The 17,706-nt window shown below is 72.0% G+C and carries 15 protein-coding genes; 13 read left to right on the top strand and 2 right to left on the bottom strand.

The annotated features are described in order from the left end of the window. The first annotated feature begins 188 nt into the window (after window positions 1–188). Both leuE and ACF1BN_RS28900 read left to right on the top strand, forming a co-directional pair. Complete coding sequence (gene leuE / locus ACF1BN_RS28905) at window positions 189–845, top strand: leucine efflux protein LeuE (protein WP_392334527.1); 657 nt, start codon at window positions 189–191, stop codon at window positions 843–845. A gap of 51 nt (window positions 846–896) precedes the next feature. After that, entirely contained in the window at window positions 897–1,718 is an 822-nt protein-coding gene (locus ACF1BN_RS28900) for a MerR family transcriptional regulator (RefSeq protein ID WP_392334526.1), read from the top strand. A gap of 50 nt (window positions 1,719–1,768) precedes the next feature. On the opposite strand, the gene ACF1BN_RS28895 is transcribed toward ACF1BN_RS28900, so the two are convergent. Continuing rightward, window positions 1,769–3,094: a polysialyltransferase family glycosyltransferase gene (locus tag ACF1BN_RS28895; protein ID WP_392334525.1), complete on the bottom strand. Its 1,326-nt coding sequence runs from the start codon at window positions 3,092–3,094 to the stop codon at window positions 1,769–1,771. Further along, window positions 3,091–4,119: a glycosyltransferase family 2 protein gene (locus ACF1BN_RS28890; RefSeq protein ID WP_392334524.1), complete on the bottom strand. Its 1,029-nt coding sequence runs from the start codon at window positions 4,117–4,119 to the stop codon at window positions 3,091–3,093. Before ACF1BN_RS28890 ends, ACF1BN_RS28895 begins: the two co-directional genes overlap by 4 nt. A gap of 219 nt (window positions 4,120–4,338) precedes the next feature. On the opposite strand from ACF1BN_RS28890, the gene ACF1BN_RS28885 reads away from it, so the two are divergent. The 11 genes from ACF1BN_RS28885 (at window position 4,339) to ACF1BN_RS28835 (ending at window position 17,613) form a co-directional block, all read left to right on the top strand. Beyond that, window positions 4,339–5,628 (top strand): DUF6716 putative glycosyltransferase, encoded by a 1,290-nt coding sequence (locus ACF1BN_RS28885; protein WP_392334523.1) that lies wholly within the window; start codon window positions 4,339–4,341, stop codon window positions 5,626–5,628. After that, entirely contained in the window at window positions 5,628–6,833 is a 1,206-nt protein-coding gene (locus ACF1BN_RS28880) for a cytidylyltransferase domain-containing protein (RefSeq protein WP_392334522.1), read from the top strand. The genes ACF1BN_RS28885 and ACF1BN_RS28880 overlap by 1 nt, the downstream gene beginning before the upstream one ends. A gap of 13 nt (window positions 6,834–6,846) precedes the next feature. Continuing rightward, entirely contained in the window at window positions 6,847–7,740 is an 894-nt protein-coding gene (locus tag ACF1BN_RS28875) for an N-acetylneuraminate synthase family protein (protein ID WP_392334521.1), read from the top strand. Next, window positions 7,737–9,011, top strand: a complete 1,275-nt coding sequence (locus ACF1BN_RS28870) for a hypothetical protein (RefSeq protein WP_392334520.1) — start codon at window positions 7,737–7,739, stop codon at window positions 9,009–9,011. Before ACF1BN_RS28875 ends, ACF1BN_RS28870 begins: the two co-directional genes overlap by 4 nt. Window positions 9,012–9,127: 116 nt before the next feature. After that, window positions 9,128–10,339: an amidohydrolase gene (locus tag ACF1BN_RS28865; RefSeq protein ID WP_392334519.1), complete on the top strand. Its 1,212-nt coding sequence runs from the start codon at window positions 9,128–9,130 to the stop codon at window positions 10,337–10,339. 260 nt (window positions 10,340–10,599) lie between these two features. After that, entirely contained in the window at window positions 10,600–11,652 is a 1,053-nt protein-coding gene (locus tag ACF1BN_RS28860) for a BMP family protein (RefSeq protein ID WP_392334518.1), read from the top strand. Window positions 11,653–11,868: 216 nt separating this feature from the next. After that, complete coding sequence (locus ACF1BN_RS28855; RefSeq protein ID WP_392334517.1) at window positions 11,869–13,476, top strand: ABC transporter ATP-binding protein; 1,608 nt, start codon at window positions 11,869–11,871, stop codon at window positions 13,474–13,476. Beyond that, window positions 13,473–14,591 (top strand): ABC transporter permease, encoded by a 1,119-nt coding sequence (locus ACF1BN_RS28850; protein ID WP_392334516.1) that lies wholly within the window; start codon window positions 13,473–13,475, stop codon window positions 14,589–14,591. Before ACF1BN_RS28855 ends, ACF1BN_RS28850 begins: the two co-directional genes overlap by 4 nt. After that, on the top strand, window positions 14,588–15,850 hold the full coding sequence (locus tag ACF1BN_RS28845; RefSeq protein WP_392334515.1) for an ABC transporter permease: 1,263 nt from the start codon (window positions 14,588–14,590) through the stop codon (window positions 15,848–15,850). The genes ACF1BN_RS28850 and ACF1BN_RS28845 overlap by 4 nt, the downstream gene beginning before the upstream one ends. Further along, window positions 15,847–16,251: a cytidine deaminase gene (locus ACF1BN_RS28840; RefSeq protein ID WP_392334514.1), complete on the top strand. Its 405-nt coding sequence runs from the start codon at window positions 15,847–15,849 to the stop codon at window positions 16,249–16,251. Before ACF1BN_RS28845 ends, ACF1BN_RS28840 begins: the two co-directional genes overlap by 4 nt. An 84-nt stretch (window positions 16,252–16,335) precedes the next feature. Further along, window positions 16,336–17,613: a thymidine phosphorylase gene (locus ACF1BN_RS28835; RefSeq protein WP_392334513.1), complete on the top strand. Its 1,278-nt coding sequence runs from the start codon at window positions 16,336–16,338 to the stop codon at window positions 17,611–17,613. Window positions 17,614–17,706: the final 93 nt, after the last annotated feature.

Genomic DNA, 17,706 nt, shown 5'->3' with positions numbered 1-17,706 from the left:
CGGACCCGCACCCCAGCAAGTTCCCCAGCCCTCATACGGCCAGCGAACTACCGAACACAAGCCGTGACAAGACCACCTAACAAAGCACTACTAGGGCCTGCCGGGCCTGCCGGTCCTGCCGTGGCCCCCGCGTATCACATAGACGCAGGTCACTGCGGAGTGTCGCACCCATGTGCGACACTCCGCCCATGCTGGGTGTCACCGATCTGCCGACCTATCTCGCCGGGCTCGTCCTCATCATCCTTCTCCCGGGGCCGAACTCGCTCTACGTGCTGTCCGTCGCGGCCCGCAAGGGCACCCGGACCGGGTACAAGGCCGCCGCCGGCGTCTTCACCGGCGACACCGTCCTGATGACCCTCGCCGCCCTCGGCGCCGCCTCCCTCCTCCAGACCACCCCGCTCCTCTTCACCGTCGTGAAGTACGCGGGCGCCGGCTACCTGGCCTGGATGGCGTACGGAATGCTCCGCGCGGCCCTGGAGATGTGGCGCTCCCGCCGCGAACCCGCCACCGCCGAGACCGCCGCCGCGGAGACCGGCCCCAACGAGCACCCCTACCGCCGGGCGCTGATCATCAGCCTCTTCAACCCGAAGGCGATCCTCTTCCTGATCTCCTTCTTCGTGCAGTTCGTCGACCCCTCCTACGCCTACCCGGCGCTCTCCTTCCTGGTCCTCGGCGGCCTGCTCCAGCTCGGCAGCTTCCTCTACCTGACGACCCTGATCTTCAGCGGCACCCGCCTCGCCGCCGCCTTCCGCCGCCGCAAGCGCCTCTCCGCCGGCGCCACCTCCGCCGCCGGCGCCCTCTTCCTCGGCTTCGCCGTGAAACTCTCCCTCAGCAGCGCCGCCTGACCGGAGCCGGTTGACCCTCACACCGTGTGAGGCCGTTCCGTAGGGGGCGTCATGTTCAACATCGGAGACTTCGCCCGGCACGGGCGGGTGTCGGTCCGGATGCTGCGTCACTACGACAGCATCGGACTGCTGCGCCCGGCCCACGTCGACCCGTACAGCGGGTACCGCCGCTACACGGCGGACCAGCTCGCGCGGCTCAATCGCGTCATCGCGCTCAAGGACCTCGGCTTCACCCTGGAACAGGTGGGGGCCATCCTCGGGGACGAGATCGGCGCGGAGGAGCTGCGCGGGATGCTGAGACTGCGCCAGGCCGAGCTGGAAGCGGCCCTGGAAGCGTCGCGGGCCCGGCTCGCCCAGGTCGGCGCGCGGCTCCGAGCCATCGAGAGCGAGGGACGCATGTCCACGCAGGACGTCGTCGTCAAGAAGATCCCCGCCGTCCGGGTCGCCGAGCTGAGCGCGGTCGCCGCGGGCTTCGAGCCCGGGGCCATCTCGCCCGTCATCGGGCCGCTGTACGGGGAGCTGTGCGGCCGCCTGGAGGCGGCCGGGGTCACCGGCTTCGGGCCGGGGATCGCGTACTACGAGGACGCGGGCGAGGGCGACGGGTCGATCGTCGTGCACGCCTGCATGTCCGTGCCCGAGGGCACCGAGGCGGACGGGGTGCGCGTGCACGTGCTGCCCGGCATCGACGAGGCGGCCACCGTCGTCCACCGCGGAGCCATGGACGACATCCTGCCGACCGCGCAGGCCCTCGCCTCCTGGATCGACGTCAACGGCCACGCCTCCGCCGGCTACGCCCGCGAGCTGTACCTGGAGTGCCCGGAGGACCCGGCCGGCTGGGTGACCGAGCTCCAGGAGCCGATCACCCGCGCGTGAGGACGGCGGGCCCGGAACCCCCGCACGGGTCCCGGGCCGGTCCTGCGGTGCTACTTCCTCAGGGCCTTGCGCAGCCGCAGGGCCCGGCGGGCCAGGCGGCGCACCCGGGGGTGCCGGGGGACCGGCAGGCCGCCCGGGAGGTCCAGGACGGTGAGCCGGCGGCGGGTGAAGTGGTGCCGGGTGCGCTCGGCGTACGGCCCGGACAGATGGCGTACCGCCGCCTCCCGCAGGTCGGCCCTTATGTTCGGCTGCATCGCGAAGCCGACCGCGGCGACCAGGTCGTCGAGGCGGGCGGCGTCCGTCACCGGCTCCTCGTCCTCCGGTCCTGGCACCAGCGGCGGCACGACCGCGTCGACCACCGTCAGCGGGATCCGGTTGCTGTTCTGGAACGGGGTGAGCCGCTGGAGCAGTTCCCGGGTGCCGACCCGGGCGACCGGCAGGCCGTAGAAGGTGCGGGCGGTCATCAGCGCCGTCGAGAAGCAGCCGACGACCAGCGCGGGCCGCAGCTCCCGGTAGAGCACCTCGGCGAGGACCGGGCGGGTCTCCACCACGAGCTCGGCACCGAGCCGGCCGGCCTCCTCGGCCAGCGAGGCCGTCCAGGAGTCGGGGGCGGTGGGGTGCGGCTTGAAGACGAGGCGCCGGTGGCCGCGGGCGACCGCGCCGCGCACCATGCTCAGGTGCAGCTCCTCCTCCTCGGCCGCCGTCATCAGGTGGAGCGCGGCCAGGTACTGGCCGAGGAGCAGCGCCGGGCCCTCGTCGCCCGCGGCGGGCGCGTCGGTGCCGGCGAGCTCCGCGACGGCCTTGGTGAACGCCTCCACGGGTACGGTCTCCGGCACCGCGCCGAACTCGCCGAGCAGCAGCGGCCGCAGCCCCGGCACCAGATCGAGGTGGAGGAGGCGGGCGGCCCGGCCGCCGATCAGCGGGTCGATCTTGTTGCGGGTGGGGCCGTAGCTCATCAGGCCGTCCGCGTAGACGGTGATCGCCGCCTCCGGGAGCAGTTGGGCGAGGGCGAGCGCGGGGGTGACCTGGATGGACTCCAGGACCAGCTCGATCCGGCCGCCGTCGAGTCCCCACACCTTGCGGAGGTGGCGCTGGAGCATCGGCACGTCCTGGCCGCGCGGGGTCCAGCCGCCGGGGTGGAGCGGGGAGATGGTCTCGTTCCAGGACACCACCTCGTCGAAGCGGTCGCCGATCCGCCCGAAGCCCTCGGCCTCGTCGAAGGCCGGGGTGGTCTCGGGGACGGGCGCGTTGTTGGTGACGAGGAGGATCCGCCGGGCGGCGGTGCCGAAGCAGCCGCTGTCTATGGCGGCGGCCAGGGTGACCGCCCCGTAGAGGGTGGAGGCGGCGAAGATCTGGGTGGTACGGGCCGTGCTCACGCGGCCACCTCCGAGGGGGTCGTGCCGGCGGGGCCGCGACCGCCCGGCGGGGCCGGCGGCGGGGGCGCCGGGCGCCGGCGGCGCAGCTTGCGCAGGACGGCGGCGCGGTCGCCGCCCATCGCGGTCAGCGCCTGTTCGAGGACGTCCTGCGGCATGCGGCGCAGCGCGCCGGCGCTCATCGCCTTCAGCTGCCGGGCCACGTCGGGTTCGAACTTCTGTATCGAGCCGATGTGGTGGGCGATGACCGCGCAATAGGTGCGGACGGCTTTCGGGAGAAAGCGGTCCGCTTCCTTGTCCTGGGCGGTCTCCGCGATCACCTGGTCGAATGCGCGGATGAAATCCAATTGCCGGACGTCGCCGATCTGGGTGAGCGAGGTCGCCACTCCGCGCCGGTAGAAGACACCGAGTTCGCCGATGGCGGCGAAGGATTCCGCCTCGCGGTGCAGCCGCCAGATCCAGGGCCGGTCCTCGGCGGTGCGCAGGCCGTGCGGGAAGTGCAGCAGGCCCCGGTCGAGGAGCCTGCGGTGGTAGACGCCGGCCCAGGCGAAGGGGTAGTCGACGGAGGTGGTGCGGTGGGCGGGGAGGATCGCCTCGCGCGGGTCGAGGACCTCCTCGCGGCGCGGGACGGGGGCCCGGCGGACCGAGCGGGCGCGGCCGGTGACCGAGGTGTGGTCGGTGCGCAGGAAGTCGCAGCCGAGCTCCTCCGCGGCCCCGACCAGGCGCCCGTAGTAGCCGGGGGAGAGCCAGTCGTCCCCGTCGAGGAAGGTGATGAACTCGCCTCGGGCCGCGTCGAGGCCGGTGTTGCGGGCGGTCGCCAGGCCCTCGTTCCGCTCGTGCCGGATCAGGACGGCGCCGGGCAGTTCGCGGGCGGCGCGTTCGAGGAGTTCGGGGGTGTCGTCGGACGAGCAGTCGTCGACGAGGAGGAACTCGAAGTCGTCGCGGGCGTTGGCGCGCAGACTGGCGAGGGTGTCGGGGGCGTATGTCTGCACGTTGAAGAACGGCACGACGACGGAGAGCTTGACCACGCGGCCGACGCTAGGCGCCCGCCCGGCCGCTCCGCCGACCGGCCGGGGGATTTTCGGTGAACACGAAGCGGCGGGCTGATTAACCGCCTTTACCCGAGGGGATTTCGGGCCGTCCAACGGCTGAATCCCGGGCCGCTTCAGATCGCGGAGAGGTGCTGTTCACCGTTTGTTGCGGCTCAGTTGGGCCGTAGACCGGAATGCCCTTCTAGCGTCCTCGACGTGCCAGCAAGTTCCAGTGAAGCGGTACGGATCGCCGTACTCGCGGATTCCGACACCCGGTGGAAATGGGGTGCGCTCACCGCGCGCCGCATCACCGCCGCGGACACCGAGCCGACCGGTTTCGTGCTCCGCGGCCGCGCCACCCCCACCGCCCGCCAGCTCGCCGAGACGGGGGCCTCCACGGCCGCCCCGCGCGAGGTGACCGGGGCGGAGTTCCTGCGCGAGGTGCGGGACGCGGAGGCCCGCGGCGAGCGGTACGACGTGGTCGTCCTGGCGCTCGTCGGCGGCACCGTCCGGGCCGTCCTCCAGGGCCTCGCCGACCTCGGCCTCGACCGCCGGCCGGTGATCGTCACCGGATACGTCGGCGTGGTCTACGAGAAGCTGGCCGACGGACTGCTGCTGCGCCACGGCGCCGATGTCGTCCTCGCCAACTCCCGCCACGACGCGGACCGGTTCCGCGCCGTGTACGAAGGGGTGGGCGCGGGCGCCGAGTCGGTCGTCGAGGCCGCGCTGCCGTTCCTCGGCGGTGCCCCGTACCGCGCCGAAGAGGGCCGCGACACCCTGGTGTTCGCCGCCCAGCCGTCCGTACCGGTCACCCGGGCCGAGCGGGCGTACGTGCTGGAGCGGCTGGTCCGGCACGCCCGGCTGCGTCCGGAGCGCGAGGTCCTCCTCAAGCTCCGCTCCAAGCCCGGCGAGCACACCACGCACCTGGAGGAGCACCCGTACCAGCGGCTGGTGCGCGATCTGGACCCGCCCGCCAACTTCCGCCTGGTCTACGGGCACATGGGCGAGGTCCTGGACCGCACCGACCTGCTGGTCACCGTCTCCTCCACGGCCGCCCTGGAGGCGCTGCACCGACGGATCCCCACCGCGATCCTCACCGACTGCGGTGTCCGCGAGGTCAACGGCAACCACCACTTCATCGGCTCCGGCCTCCTGGCCTCCTTCGACCGGCTCGACCGGGGCGAGGCGCCCGAGCCCGACGAGGAGTGGCTGGCCCGGCAGGGCGTGGCGTCCGACGGCGGGTACGACTCCGCCTTCGACGCCGCCCGCGAGCGGGTCGCCAAGCTCCTCGCGCTGCCCGGCCTCCCCCCGATCAGCCCCTACTACACCGCGGAGACGGCCCCCGGCTACCTGCCGGGGATCCTCGCCCGCCACCGCCTGGACGTCACCGCGCCACCGGCCCGCGACAGCGGACTGCGCCGGATCGTCCGCGAGGCGGCGCGCGGCGCCTACCGCCACGGCGTCCAGCGCGTGGCCCCCGTCGTCCGACGCCTGGGAGAACTGTGATGACCCTGAAGAAGCCGAGCCCCACCGTGCTCGCCGTCGTCCCCGCGCGGGGCGGATCCAAGGGCGTCCCCGCCAAGAACCTCGCCCCGGTCGCCGGGATCCCGCTGGTCGGCCGGGCCGTCCGGGCCTGCCTCGGCGCCGTCGGCGTCACCGACGTCGCCGTCTCCACCGACGACCACGCGATCGCCGCCGCCGCCCGCTCCTTCGGCGCCGAGGCGGTGCCGCGCCCGGTCGCCCTCGCCGGCGACACCGCGACCAGCGAGTCCGCCGTGCTGCACGCCCTCGACGCCTTCGAGGCCACCCACGGCCGCACCGTCGACGTGGTCCTCCTCGTCCAGTGCACCAGCCCCTTCCTCACCTCCGCCGAGGTCGCAGAGGCCGTCGCCCGGATCACCTCAGGCGCCGCCGACACCGCCTTCACCGCCGCCCCCTCGCACGGCTTCCTCTGGCGCGAGACGGCCGACGGCGCCACCGGCGTCAACCACGACAAGGCCCACCGCCCGCGCCGCCAGGACCGTGAGCCCGAGTACCTGGAGACCGGCGCCGTCTACGCGATGGACGCGGCCGGCTTCCGTACCCACGGGCACCGCTTCTTCGGCCGCACCGCCGTCGTCGTCACCGACCCGGCCCGCGTCCTGGAGATCGACGACCCGCACGACCTGGCCCGCGCCAAGGCCCTGGCACCGCTCCTCGACGAGCCGGCCACCCCCGGTTTCGCCGACGTCGACGCGGTCGTCCTCGACTTCGACGGCACCCAGACCGACGACCGGGTGCACCTCGACGCGGAGGGGCGGGAGTTCGTCTCCGCCCACCGCGGCGACGGCCTCGGCATCGCGGCCCTCCGCCGCGCCGGGCTCCCCGTCCTCATCCTCTCCACCGAGCAGAACCCCGTCGTCGCCGCCCGCGCCAGGAAGCTGAGGATCCCGGTCCTGCACGGGATCGACCGCAAGGACCTGGCCCTCAAGGAGTGGTGCGAGGCCGAGTCCATCGACCCCGCGCGCGTCCTCTACGCCGGCAACGACGTCAACGACCTGCCCTGCTTCCACCTCGTCGGCTGGCCCGTCGCGGTGGGCAGCGCCCACGACTCCGTCCGGGCCGCGGCCCGCGCGGTCACCGTCACCCCGGGCGGCTTCGGAGCGATCCGCGAGATCGCCGCCTGGCTCCTCGGACCCGAGCTGAACACCCCCACCCCTCTCCCGAACTGAAGGAAGCACCACCATGAGCACCCGTCTGCGCACCCTCGGCCCGAAGACCGCCGGTCCCGGTCAGCCCGTCTACATCTGCGGCGAGATCGGCATCAACCACAACGGCGACCTCGAGAACGCCTTCAAGCTGATCGACGTGGCCGCCGAGGCCGGCTGCGACGCCGTGAAGTTCCAGAAGCGCACCCCGGAGATCTGCACCCCGCGCGACCAGTGGGACATCGAGCGCGACACCCCCTGGGGCCGGATGACGTACATCGACTACCGCCACCGCGTGGAGTTCGGCGAGGACGAGTACCGCCAGATCGACGCGCACTGCAAGGAGCGCGGCATCGACTGGTTCGCCTCCCCGTGGGACACCGAGGCCGTCGCCTTCCTGGAGAAGTTCGATGTCCCCGCCCACAAGGTGGCCTCCGCCTCCCTCACCGACGACGAGCTGCTGCGCGAGCTGCGCGCCACCGGCCGCACGGTCATCCTCTCCACCGGCATGTCGACGCCGAAGCAGATCCGCCACGCGGTCGAGGTCCTGGGCAGCGACAACATCCTGCTCTGCCACGCCACCTCCACCTACCCGGCCAAGGCCGAGGAGCTGAACCTGCGCGTCATCCAGACGCTCCAGGAGGAGTACCCGAACGTCCCGATCGGCTACTCCGGCCACGAGACCGGCCTCCAGACCACGCTGGCCGCCGTCGCCCTCGGCGCCACCTTCGTCGAGCGCCACATCACCCTCGACCGCGCCATGTGGGGCTCGGACCAGGCCGCCTCCGTCGAGCCGGGGGGCCTGGAGCGCCTCGTCCGCGACATCCGCACCATCGAGACCGCGCTCGGCGACGGCGTGAAGAAGGTGTACGAGTCGGAGCTCGGCCCGATGAAGAAGCTCCGCCGCGTCCTGGAGCCCGTCTCCGCATGACCGGCCGACTGGCGTTCGTCGAGAGCCCCGTCCAGCTCCTGAACGTCCTGGAGTGGGCCCACGCGCGCGGCCGGGGGACCACCCCGGCCGCCGCCGCGGCGCCCGTACCCTCCCCCGAGCTCCCGGATCCGTCCGGGCAGGGGGCCCCGTCCCCCGGGTCCCCGGATCCGTCCGGGCAGGGGGCTCCGCCCTCCGAGCTCCCGGATCCGTCCGGGCCGGGGGGACCCGCACCGGCGCCGGGAGCCGGCGAGGCTCCCGGGCCGGTGCCCGGGGGGCCGCGGGGCTCCGCCGCCGACGACCTCAGGATCGTCGTCCTCTCCCCGACCGATCCCATGTCGCGGGGCCAGCTGCGCCGGATGGCCCAGCTCGCCCGCGACGAGGGGTTCGCCGTGCACTGGCAGGAGGCGCGGGCCGGGCGCGGCGCGCTCGTGCGCACCCTGCGGGAGCTGGGCGGGCCGCTGCGCGCCGCCGGGCGCGTGATCGTCGGCGACCCCTTCTCCCGCTACGTCCAGCTGCTGCTCACGCTCTTCGGGCCCCGGCACGTCACGGTCGTCGACGACGGCACCGCGACGATGGAGTTCGCCGCCCAGCTGGCGGGCGGGGAGCGGCTGGTCCGCTGGCACCGCAAGGGCGACCTCGGGCCGCGCGAGCTGGTCCTCGCCCCGGTCACCTCGCTGGCGCGCCGCCGGCTGGCCCCCGGGCCCGGCCGGAGCGTGGAGATCTTCACCTCGCTGCCGGTGCAGGCCCCGCCGGGCACCGAGGTCACCGAGAACACCTACGCGTGGACCCGGGAGCGCTTCGGACCGCCCGCGCTCACCGGCGGCGCGGATCTGGTGGGCACCTCGCTCGTGGAGACCGGCGTGATCGACGCGGAGCACTACCTCCGGGTGGTCGGACAGCTGGCCCGCACCCACGGCGCCACCCGCTACTTCGCCCACCGCCGGGAGACCCCGGAGAAGCTGCACCGGGTCGCGGTCGAGACCGGCCTCCAGGTGGTCCGCCCCGACCTGCCGCTGGAGCTGATCGCCCGGCGGGGCCCGATCGGCGCCACCGTCGTCAGCTTCCCCTCCACCGTGGTGCACACCCTGCCGCTCGCCCTGGCGGGCACCGGGGTGAAGGTGGCGGTCTGCGAGATCGCGCCCGAGTGGCTCAAGGCCACCGCCTCGCCGCGGGCCCAGGGCTTCCTCTCCGGCGTCGCCGGGACGGCGGCGGGGGCGGACCGCCTCACCCCGCGCACCGGCTCCGCGGTCGACCGGCTCGAATTCGGGTGACCATACCCATACGGAGTGTGTCCCATGCACGGCAAACCGAGATTCTTTCCCCTAAGGGGCTGAACTTTTGGTGATCAACGGGCAGTTGATCACCGGATGGGCCTACCCTTCACAGGGTGAACCAGTTGAAGACCCGTGAGCCCGGATCCTTCACCCTGCCCGGAACGCTGTCCTCCGCCCTGCGCGACGAACTGATCGCCTTCCGCAGGGACTTGCACATGCACCCCGAGCTCGGCAACCAGGAGTTCCGTACCACCGCCGCGCTCAAGGCCCGCCTGGAGGCGGCCGGCCTCGCGCCGCGCGTCCTCCCGGGCGGCACGGGACTCATCTGTGACATCGGCACCTGGGACGGCGGGCGCCCCATGCTCGCCGTCCGCGCCGACCTCGACGCGCTGCCCATCCCGGACGCCAAGACCGTCGCGTACCGCTCCACCGTCCCCAACCGGGCGCACGCCTGCGGCCACGACGTGCACACCACCACCGTCCTCGGCGCCGGCCTGGTCCTCGCCGAGCTGGCCCGCGAGGGCCGGCTGCCCCGCCCGGTGCGGCTGCTCTTCCAGCCGGCCGAGGAGGTGCTGCCCGGCGGCGCCGCCGACGCGGTCGCGGCCGGAGTCCTCGACGGCGTCGGCCGCATCATCGCCGTCCACTGCGACCCCAAGGTCGACGCCGGGAAGATCGGGATCCGCACCGGCCCCATCACCTCGGCCTGCGACCGCCTGGAGATCACCCTCGACGGCCCCGGCGGCCACACCGCCCGTCCGCACCTCACCACCGATCTGGTGACCGCCGCCGCCCGGATCGCCACCGACGTCCCGGCCGTGCTCGCCCGCCGGGTCGACGCCCGCTCGGGCCTCTCGGTCACCTGGGGCCGGATCGAGGCCGGCCACGCGCCCAACGTCATCCCGCAGCACGCCGAGCTCTCCGGCACCGTCCGCTGCCTCGACCTGCCCACCTGGCGCGACGCGCCCGACCTGGTGCACGCCGCCGTCGACGAGATCGCCGCGCTGCACCGCGCCAAGTCCACCGTGAACTACGTCCGCGGCGTCCCCCCGGTGGTCAACGACCCGGTGATCGTGGAGCTGCTCCGGGACGCCATGACCGCCCGCCGCGGTGCCGACTCCGTCGAGGACACCGAGCAGAGCCTCGGTGGCGAGGACTTCTCCTGGTACCTGGAGCACGTGCCCGGCGCGATGGCCCGGCTCGGCGTCCGTACCCCCGGGGACCTGCGCGTCCGCGACCTCCACGCGGGCGACTTCGACGTCGACGAGCAGTGCATCCGGACCGCCGTGGAGCTCTTCACCGCCGCCGCGCTGATCGACGCCGACTGACGCGTACGGAACCGGGGCACCGCCCACCCGCCGACCGCGGGGGAGCGGTGCCCCGGCCGTTTCCCGCGCCCCCATCTCGGCTGATGACACGGGGTTGCTTCTTGATCGCGAAGCGTGTACGGGTACTGTGGCCTGTGGGTTCGCGTCGATACGGTAACGACTCATGAACGGGTCTTTAACTGACATCTACGCGCGTTACGATCGCCGCAAAGCCAGCGCCGGAAGAGGCGCTTTCGGTCAGTCTTGAAGGGACCCTCCTCTTGCGCCGGATCACCAGGATCACCACCGTGGGCATCGCCTCCGCGGCGCTCGCGCTTTCCGCCACCGCCTGCGGCAAGTCCTCCTCCGAGGGCGGCTCCGGCTCCGACACGAAGGCCTCCAAGGCCGCCATCGCGTACGACATCGGCGGCCGCGGCGACCAGTCCTTCAACGACGCCGCCTACGCGGGTCTGAAGAAGGCCGAGGACGAGCTCGACGTCGACGGCTCCGAGGCCGAGCCGTCGTCCGGCGAGGGCGACGCCGACAAGGTGCAGCGCCTCACCTCGCTGGCCCGCGCCGGCAACAACCCGGTCATCGGCGTCGGCTTCGCCTACGCCCCGGCCATCAAGAAGGTCGCCGCCCAGTTCCCGGACACGACCTTCGGCATCATCGACGACACCTCGGTGACCGGCAAGAACATCGCCAACATGGTGTTCAACGAGGAGCAGGGCTCCTACCTGGCCGGCGTCGCCGCCGCCAAGGCGTCGAAGTCCGGCACGGTCGGCTTCATCGGCGGTGTCGAGGTCCCGCTGATCAAGAAGTTCGAGGCCGGCTACGTCCAGGGCGTCAAGGACACCAACCCCAAGGCGAAGGTGCTCACCCAGTACCTGACCCAGCCGCCGAACTTCGACGGCTTCGCCAAGCCCGACCTCGGCAAGGCCGCCGCGGAGGGCCAGCTCGACAAGGGCGCCGACGTGATCTACGCCGCCGCCGGTCTCGCCGGCTCCGGTGCGATCGAGGCCGCGTCCAAGGCCGGCAAGTGGGCCATCGGCGTCGACTCCGACCAGTACAACCAGGCCGGTCTCGCCGAGTACAAGGACGCGATCCTGACCTCGGTCACCAAGGACGTCTCGGACTCCGTCTTCAACCTGATCAAGTCGGTCAAGGACGGCAAGCCGCAGGTCGGTGAGGTCCGCTACGGCCTCGCCACCGACGGTGTCGCCCTCGCCGACTCGAACCCGAAGTACAAGTCCATGACGGACCTCATCGCCGCGGTGGACAAGGCGAAGAAGGACATCATCGACGGCAAGATCACGGTCAAGACCGCCCCGTAAGGCGCGCAGGTCACGACCAGTTGCCCGCGGGCCCGGCCCCGGTGGGACTCCCACCAGTACCGGGCCCCGGGCCCATTCCCGTACGGGTTTTCACTTTTCGGCAGCGCTACGCGTGTAGATGTCGCACCGGCACGATAACTTCGCCCCGCCCTGCCCTCGCCTCCCACTCCTTTCGGCCAAGGAGAGTGCGTCATCAACGCGTCCAGCCCCCCTGCCGTGGAACTCCACGGCATCACCAAGCGCTTCCCCGGCGTCGTCGCCAACAAGGACATCGCGATCACCGTTCGCAAGGGCACCGTGCATGCCCTGATCGGTGAGAACGGTGCCGGCAAGTCGACCCTGATGAAGATCCTCTACGGCATGCAGAAGCCGGACGAGGGCACCATCGCCATCGACGGGGAGCAGGTCACCTTCGCCAGCCCCGGCGACGCCATCGCGCGCGGCATCGGCATGGTGCACCAGCACTTCATGCTCGCCGACAACCTCACCGTCCTGGAGAACGTCGTCCTCGGCGGCGAGAAGCTCTACGGCATCGGTGCCAAGGCCCGCAAGAAGATCAAGGAGATCTCCGACGCGTACGGCCTCGGCGTCCGCCCCGACGTCCTCGTCGAGGACCTCGGCGTCGCCGACCGGCAGCGCGTCGAGATCCTCAAGGTGCTCTACCGCGGTGCGAAGATCCTCATCCTCGACGAGCCGACCGCCGTCCTCGTCCCGCAGGAGGTCGACGCGCTCTTCGACAACCTGCGCGAGCTCAAGGCCGAGGGCCTCACCGTCATCTTCATCTCGCACAAGCTGGGCGAGGTCCTGAAGGTCGCCGACGACATCACCGTCATCCGGCGCGGCACCACCGTCGGCACCGCCGACCCGAAGACCGCCACCACCAAGCAGCTCGCCGAGCTGATGGTCGGCAGCGAGCTGCCCTCCCCGGAGACCCGCGAGTCGACCGTCACCGACGTCGCCATGCTCCAGGTCGAGAACCTCACCCTCCTGGAGGGCGGTGCCACCGGCGCCCCGCTGACCACCGCCGCCCCCGCCGACCCGTCGAGCACGACGGTCGTCCAGGAGGTCGCGGCCGGCCGCAAGCTGCTCGACGACATCTCGCTCACCATCCACAAGGGCGAGGTCCTCGGCATCGCGGGCGTCGAGGGCAACGGCCAGACCGAGCTCATCGAGGCCCTGATGGGCATGGCCACCCCCGACGCGGGCGTCATCCGGCTCGACGGCGAGGACATCTCCAAGGTCTCCGTGCGGGGGCGCCGCGAGGGCGGCATCGGCTACATCCCCGAGGACCGGCACCGCCACGGCCTGCTCCTGGAGGCCCCGCTCTGGGAGAACCGCATCCTCGGCCACGTCACCGAGGCGCCCAACTCCAAGCGCGGCATCCTCGACCCGAAGGCCGCCCGCAAGGACACCGAGCGGATCGTCCGCGAGTACGACGTCCGCACCCCGGGCATCGACGTGACCGCGGCCTCCCTCTCCGGCGGCAACCAGCAGAAGCTGATCGTCGGCCGCGAGATGAGCCACGGCCCGAAGTTCCTGATCGCCGCCCACCCCACCCGCGGTGTGGACGTCGGCGCGCAGGCGCAGATCTGGGACGCGATCCGGGACGCCCGCCGCGAGGGCCTGGCGGTCCTGCTGATCTCCGCCGACCTCGACGAGCTGATCGGCCTCTCCGACACCCTCCGGGTCATGTACCGCGGCAAGCTCGTCGCGGACGCGGACCCCGCCACCATCACGCCCGAGGAGCTGGGCTCCGCCATGACCGGCGCGGCCACCGGCCACCTCGAAGGCACCGAGCAGTCCGAAGACGGTGACGCCCGATGAAGAAGATCGACAAGGACAAGCTGATCATCGGGGCCGCGGGCCCGGTGCTCGCGCTGGTCTCCTCGTTCGTCCTCACCATGCTGGTGCTGCTCGCGACGGGTCTCGACCCGATCGAGCCGATCCAGCTGATGATCGAGAACGCCGAGTACTCGGACATCCAGGTCCTGATCGTCAACCAGACGGGGATCTACTACCTGGCAGCCCTGGCCGTCGCCATCGGCTTCCGGATGAACCTCTTCAACATCGGCGTCGACGGCCAGTACCGCCTCGCCGCGATGCTCTCGGCCGTGGTCGGCGCCTCCGTCGAGCTGCCCGGTCCGCTGCACATCCTGCTGATCGTGGTCGTCGCGGCCCTCACCGGCGCCTTCTGGGCCGGCATCGCCGGCCTCCTCAAGACCACCCGGGGCGTCTCCGAGGTCGTCTCCACGATCATGCTGAACGCCATCGCGACCTCCCTGATCGCGTGGCTGATCCTGCCGGCCAACCTCGGCGTCCAGCCCGCGGGCTCCAACGACCTCACCACCGGTGAGATCTCCGAGTCCGGCTGGTTCCCCGGCATCGACATGGGCCAGGGCAACGGCGAGATCTACGGCTTCACCTTCGTCGCGCTCGCCCTCGGCGTCGTCTACTGGTTCGTCCTCAACCGCACCCGCTTCGGCTTCGACCTGCGCGCCACCGGCGAGAGCGAGTCGGCGGCCCAGGCCAGCGGTGTCGACGCCAAGAAGATGATCCTCACCTCGATGCTCATCTCCGGTGGCCTCGCCGGTCTCTCCGGCATGCCCACGCTGCTCGGCGACACCCACACGTACAGCCTGTCGTTCCCGGTCGGCGTCGGCTTCACCGCCATCACGATCGCGCTGCTCGGCCGGAACAACCCGGTCGGCATCCTCTTCGCCGCCCTGCTCTTCGCGTTCCTCGACAAGGCGTCCTCCTCGCTCGACGTCGAGGGCTACCCGAAGGAGATCACGCAGATCATGCAGGGCATCATCGTGATCGCCGTGGTCGTCTCCTACGAGCTCGTCCGCCGTTACGGCACCCGCCGCCAGCAGCAGAAGGTCGGCGAGGAGCTGGCCGCCGGCGGCGCCATCAAGACCGACAAGGAGGTCTCGGCATGAGCACCGGTACCGTCGCCAAGCCGAGCGCCGCTCCCAGGAAGACCGGGCGCCGCAAGCTCACCTGGCCGTGGATCCTGCTGATCGTCGCGGCCGGCCTCGTCCTCTTCTCGCTGGTCCGGGTCATCTCCGGCGCCGACGACCTGACCTCCGTCGGCCAGGTCTCCGGCGCGCTCCGCCTCGCCGTCCCGATCGGCCTCGCCGGCCTCGGCGGCCTGTGGGCCGAGCGCGCGGGCGTGGTCAACATCGGCCTCGAAGGCATGATGATCCTCGGCACCTGGTTCGGTGCCTGGGCCGGCTACCAGTGGGGCCCCTGGGTGGGCGTCCTCTTCGGTCTCCTCGGCGGTGCGCTGGGCGGCCTGCTGCACGCGATCATCACGGTCACCTTCAACGTGAACCACATCGTCTCCGGCGTGGCCATCAACATCCTCGCGGCCGGCTTCACGATGTACCTGTCGAACTTCACGTTCGGCGAGGCCGAGGGCGGCTCCTCCAAGCAGTCCCCGCGCATCGACCAGATCACCCAGATCACCATCCCAGGGTTGTCCGACTGGCTCCAGGACCTCCAGCAGAAGCACTGGTTCCTGATCTCCGACATCGCCGGCATCCTCGGCGGCCTGGTCACCAACCTGTCGCTGCTCACCGTCGTCGCGATCCTGCTGATCCCGGCCACCTGGTGGGTGCTGTGGCGCACCGCCTTCGGCCTGCGGCTGCGCTCCTGCGGCGAGAACCCGGTCGCCGCCGAGTCCCTGGGCGTCAACGTCTACAAGTACAAGTACATCGCGGTCACCATGTCCGGCGCCCTCGCCGGCCTCGGCGGCGCCTTCCTCGCGATCGTCGCCACAGGCATCTACCAGGAGGGCCAGACCGGCGGCCGCGGCTACATCGGTCTCGCCGCGATGATCTTCGGCAACTGGATGCCCGGCGGCATGGCGCTCGGCGCCGGCCTCTTCGGCTTCACCGACAGCCTCAAGATCCGCGGCGGCGCCGAGAACGTCCACGCGCTGCTGCTGCTCGTCGCGATCCTGCTCGTGCTCGCCGCCGCCTGGCAGCTGTACAAGAAGAAGTACGTGCCCGCCGTGGTCTCCGCGGTCTTCGCGGTCGGCTTCTTCCTCTGGTACGCCCTGACCGACCAGGTCCCGAGCCAGTTCGTCGACGCCGCCCCGTACATCACCACGCTGCTCGTGCTGGCCCTGTCCGCACAGCGGCTGAGGATGCCGAAGGCGGACGGCCTGCCCTACCGGAAGGGCCAGGGCAAGTGACGACGCCCGCCGACGGGCCCGACTGGGAGTCCCTGCGGAAGGAGGCCCGGGCCGCGATGGGCCGCGCCTACGCCCCGTACTCGGGCTATCCGGTCGGCGCGGCCGCCCTCGTCGACGACGGGCGGACGGTCTCCGGCTGCAACGTCGAGAACGCCTCCTTCGGGCTCGGGCTCTGCGCCGAGTGCGGCCTGGTCTCCCAGCTCCAGGCCACCGGCGGCGGTCGTCTCACCCACTTCGTGTGCGTCGACGGCCGGGGCGAGTCGCTGGTCCCGTGCGGCCGGTGCCGGCAGCTCCTGTACGAGTTCGGCGGCCCCGAACTCGTCCTGGAGACGCCCGCCGGGTTCCTCACCCTGGCTCAGATGCTGCCGCAGGCCTTCGGCCCCGATCACCTGGCGAAGTAGCACACCGGAGCGGCCCTTCCGGCACGATGGAAGGGCCGCTCCTCCCGTTCCCCCCTCTATGCGCGTAGAAAGAGGCACCACGACATGGACGTCATCTCCGTCATCCGCACCAAGCGGGACAAGGGCGAGCTGAGCCCCGAGCAGATCGACTGGGTCATCGACGCCTACACCCGCGGCGCGGTCGCCGACGAGCAGATGTCCGCCCTCGCCATGGCGATCCTGCTCAACGGCATGAACCGCGACGAGATCGCCCGCTGGACCGCGGCCATGATCGCCTCCGGCGAGCGCATGAACTTCGACGCGCTCTCCCGCCCCACCGCCGACAAGCACTCCACCGGCGGCGTCGGCGACAAGATCACCCTTCCGCTCGCCCCGCTCGTCGCCGCCTGCGGCGCGGCCGTCCCGCAGCTCTCCGGCCGCGGCCTCGGCCACACCGGCGGCACCCTCGACAAGCTGGAGTCCATCCCCGGCTGGCGCGCCCTGCTCTCCAACGAGGAGATGCTCCACGTCCTCGACACCACCGGCGCCGTCATCTGCGCCGCGGGCGACGGCCTGGCCCCCGCCGACAAGAAGCTGTACGCGCTCCGCGACGTGACGGGCACCGTCGAGGCGATCCCGCTCATCGCCTCCTCGATCATGTCGAAGAAGATCGCCGAGGGCACCGGCTCCCTCGTCCTCGACGTCAAGGTCGGCACCGGCGCCTTCATGAAGACCATCGAGGACGCCCGCGAGCTGGCCTCCACCATGGTCGCGCTCGGCACCGACAGCGGAGTGCGGACGGTCGCGCTCCTCACCGACATGTCGACCCCGCTCGGCCTCACCGCCGGCAACGCGCTGGAGGTCCGCGAGTCGGTCGAGGTCCTGGCCGGCGGCGGCCCCCAGGACGTCGTCGACCTGACCGTCGCCCTGGCGGCCGAGATGCTCGCCGCGGCCGGCATCAAGGACGCCGACCCGGCGAAGGCCCTCAAGGACGGCTCCGCGATGGACGTCTGGCGCCGGATGATCGCGGCCCAGGGCGGCGACCCGGACGCGACCCTCCCCGTCGCCCGCGAGCAGCACGTCGTCACGGCCCCGTCCTCGGGCGTCCTGACCCGCCTCGACGCCTACGACATCGGCATCGCCGCCTGGCGCCTCGGTGCCGGCCGCGCCCGCAAGGAGGACCCGGTGCAGGCGGGCGCCGGCGTCGAGCTCCACGCCAAGCCCGGTGACACCGTCACCGCGGGCCAGCCCCTCCTCACCCTCCACACGGACACCCCGGAGAAGTTCGACTACGCCCTCGGCTCCCTGGAGGGCGCCTGGGACATCGCCCCGGCGGGCACGAACTTCCAGGCGGGCCCGATCGTCCTGGACCGCATCGCCTGAGGCCCCGACGTGCGCCGATGACACCTTCGGGCGGACGGGACCGGTGGATCTCCACCGGTCCCGTCCGGCGTACCGGACCCGCCGCGATGAGTT

Origin of the sequence: Streptomyces sp. NPDC014861 (assembly GCF_043081625.1) — a bacterium.
Classification (GTDB): Bacteria; Actinomycetota; Actinomycetes; order Streptomycetales; family Streptomycetaceae; genus Streptomyces.
Note: the sequence above shows the minus strand (reverse complement) of the source record. Positions and strands in the feature narration are given on the sequence as shown.

Excerpts from the sequence above, each read along its gene's own strand:
- leuE (WP_392334527.1), top strand. The coding sequence starts at position 189 with ATGCTGGGTGTCACCGATCTGCCGACCTATCTCGCCGGGCTCGTCCTC.
- ACF1BN_RS28900 (WP_392334526.1), top strand. The coding sequence starts at position 897 with ATGTTCAACATCGGAGACTTCGCCCGGCACGGGCGGGTGTCGGTCCGG.
- ACF1BN_RS28880 (WP_392334522.1), top strand. The coding sequence starts at position 5,628 with ATGACCCTGAAGAAGCCGAGCCCCACCGTGCTCGCCGTCGTCCCCGCG.
- ACF1BN_RS28875 (WP_392334521.1), top strand. The coding sequence starts at position 6,847 with ATGAGCACCCGTCTGCGCACCCTCGGCCCGAAGACCGCCGGTCCCGGT.
- ACF1BN_RS28870 (WP_392334520.1), top strand. The coding sequence starts at position 7,737 with ATGACCGGCCGACTGGCGTTCGTCGAGAGCCCCGTCCAGCTCCTGAAC.
- ACF1BN_RS28850 (WP_392334516.1), top strand. The coding sequence starts at position 13,473 with ATGAAGAAGATCGACAAGGACAAGCTGATCATCGGGGCCGCGGGCCCG.
- ACF1BN_RS28845 (WP_392334515.1), top strand. The coding sequence starts at position 14,588 with ATGAGCACCGGTACCGTCGCCAAGCCGAGCGCCGCTCCCAGGAAGACC.
- ACF1BN_RS28835 (WP_392334513.1), top strand. The coding sequence starts at position 16,336 with ATGGACGTCATCTCCGTCATCCGCACCAAGCGGGACAAGGGCGAGCTG.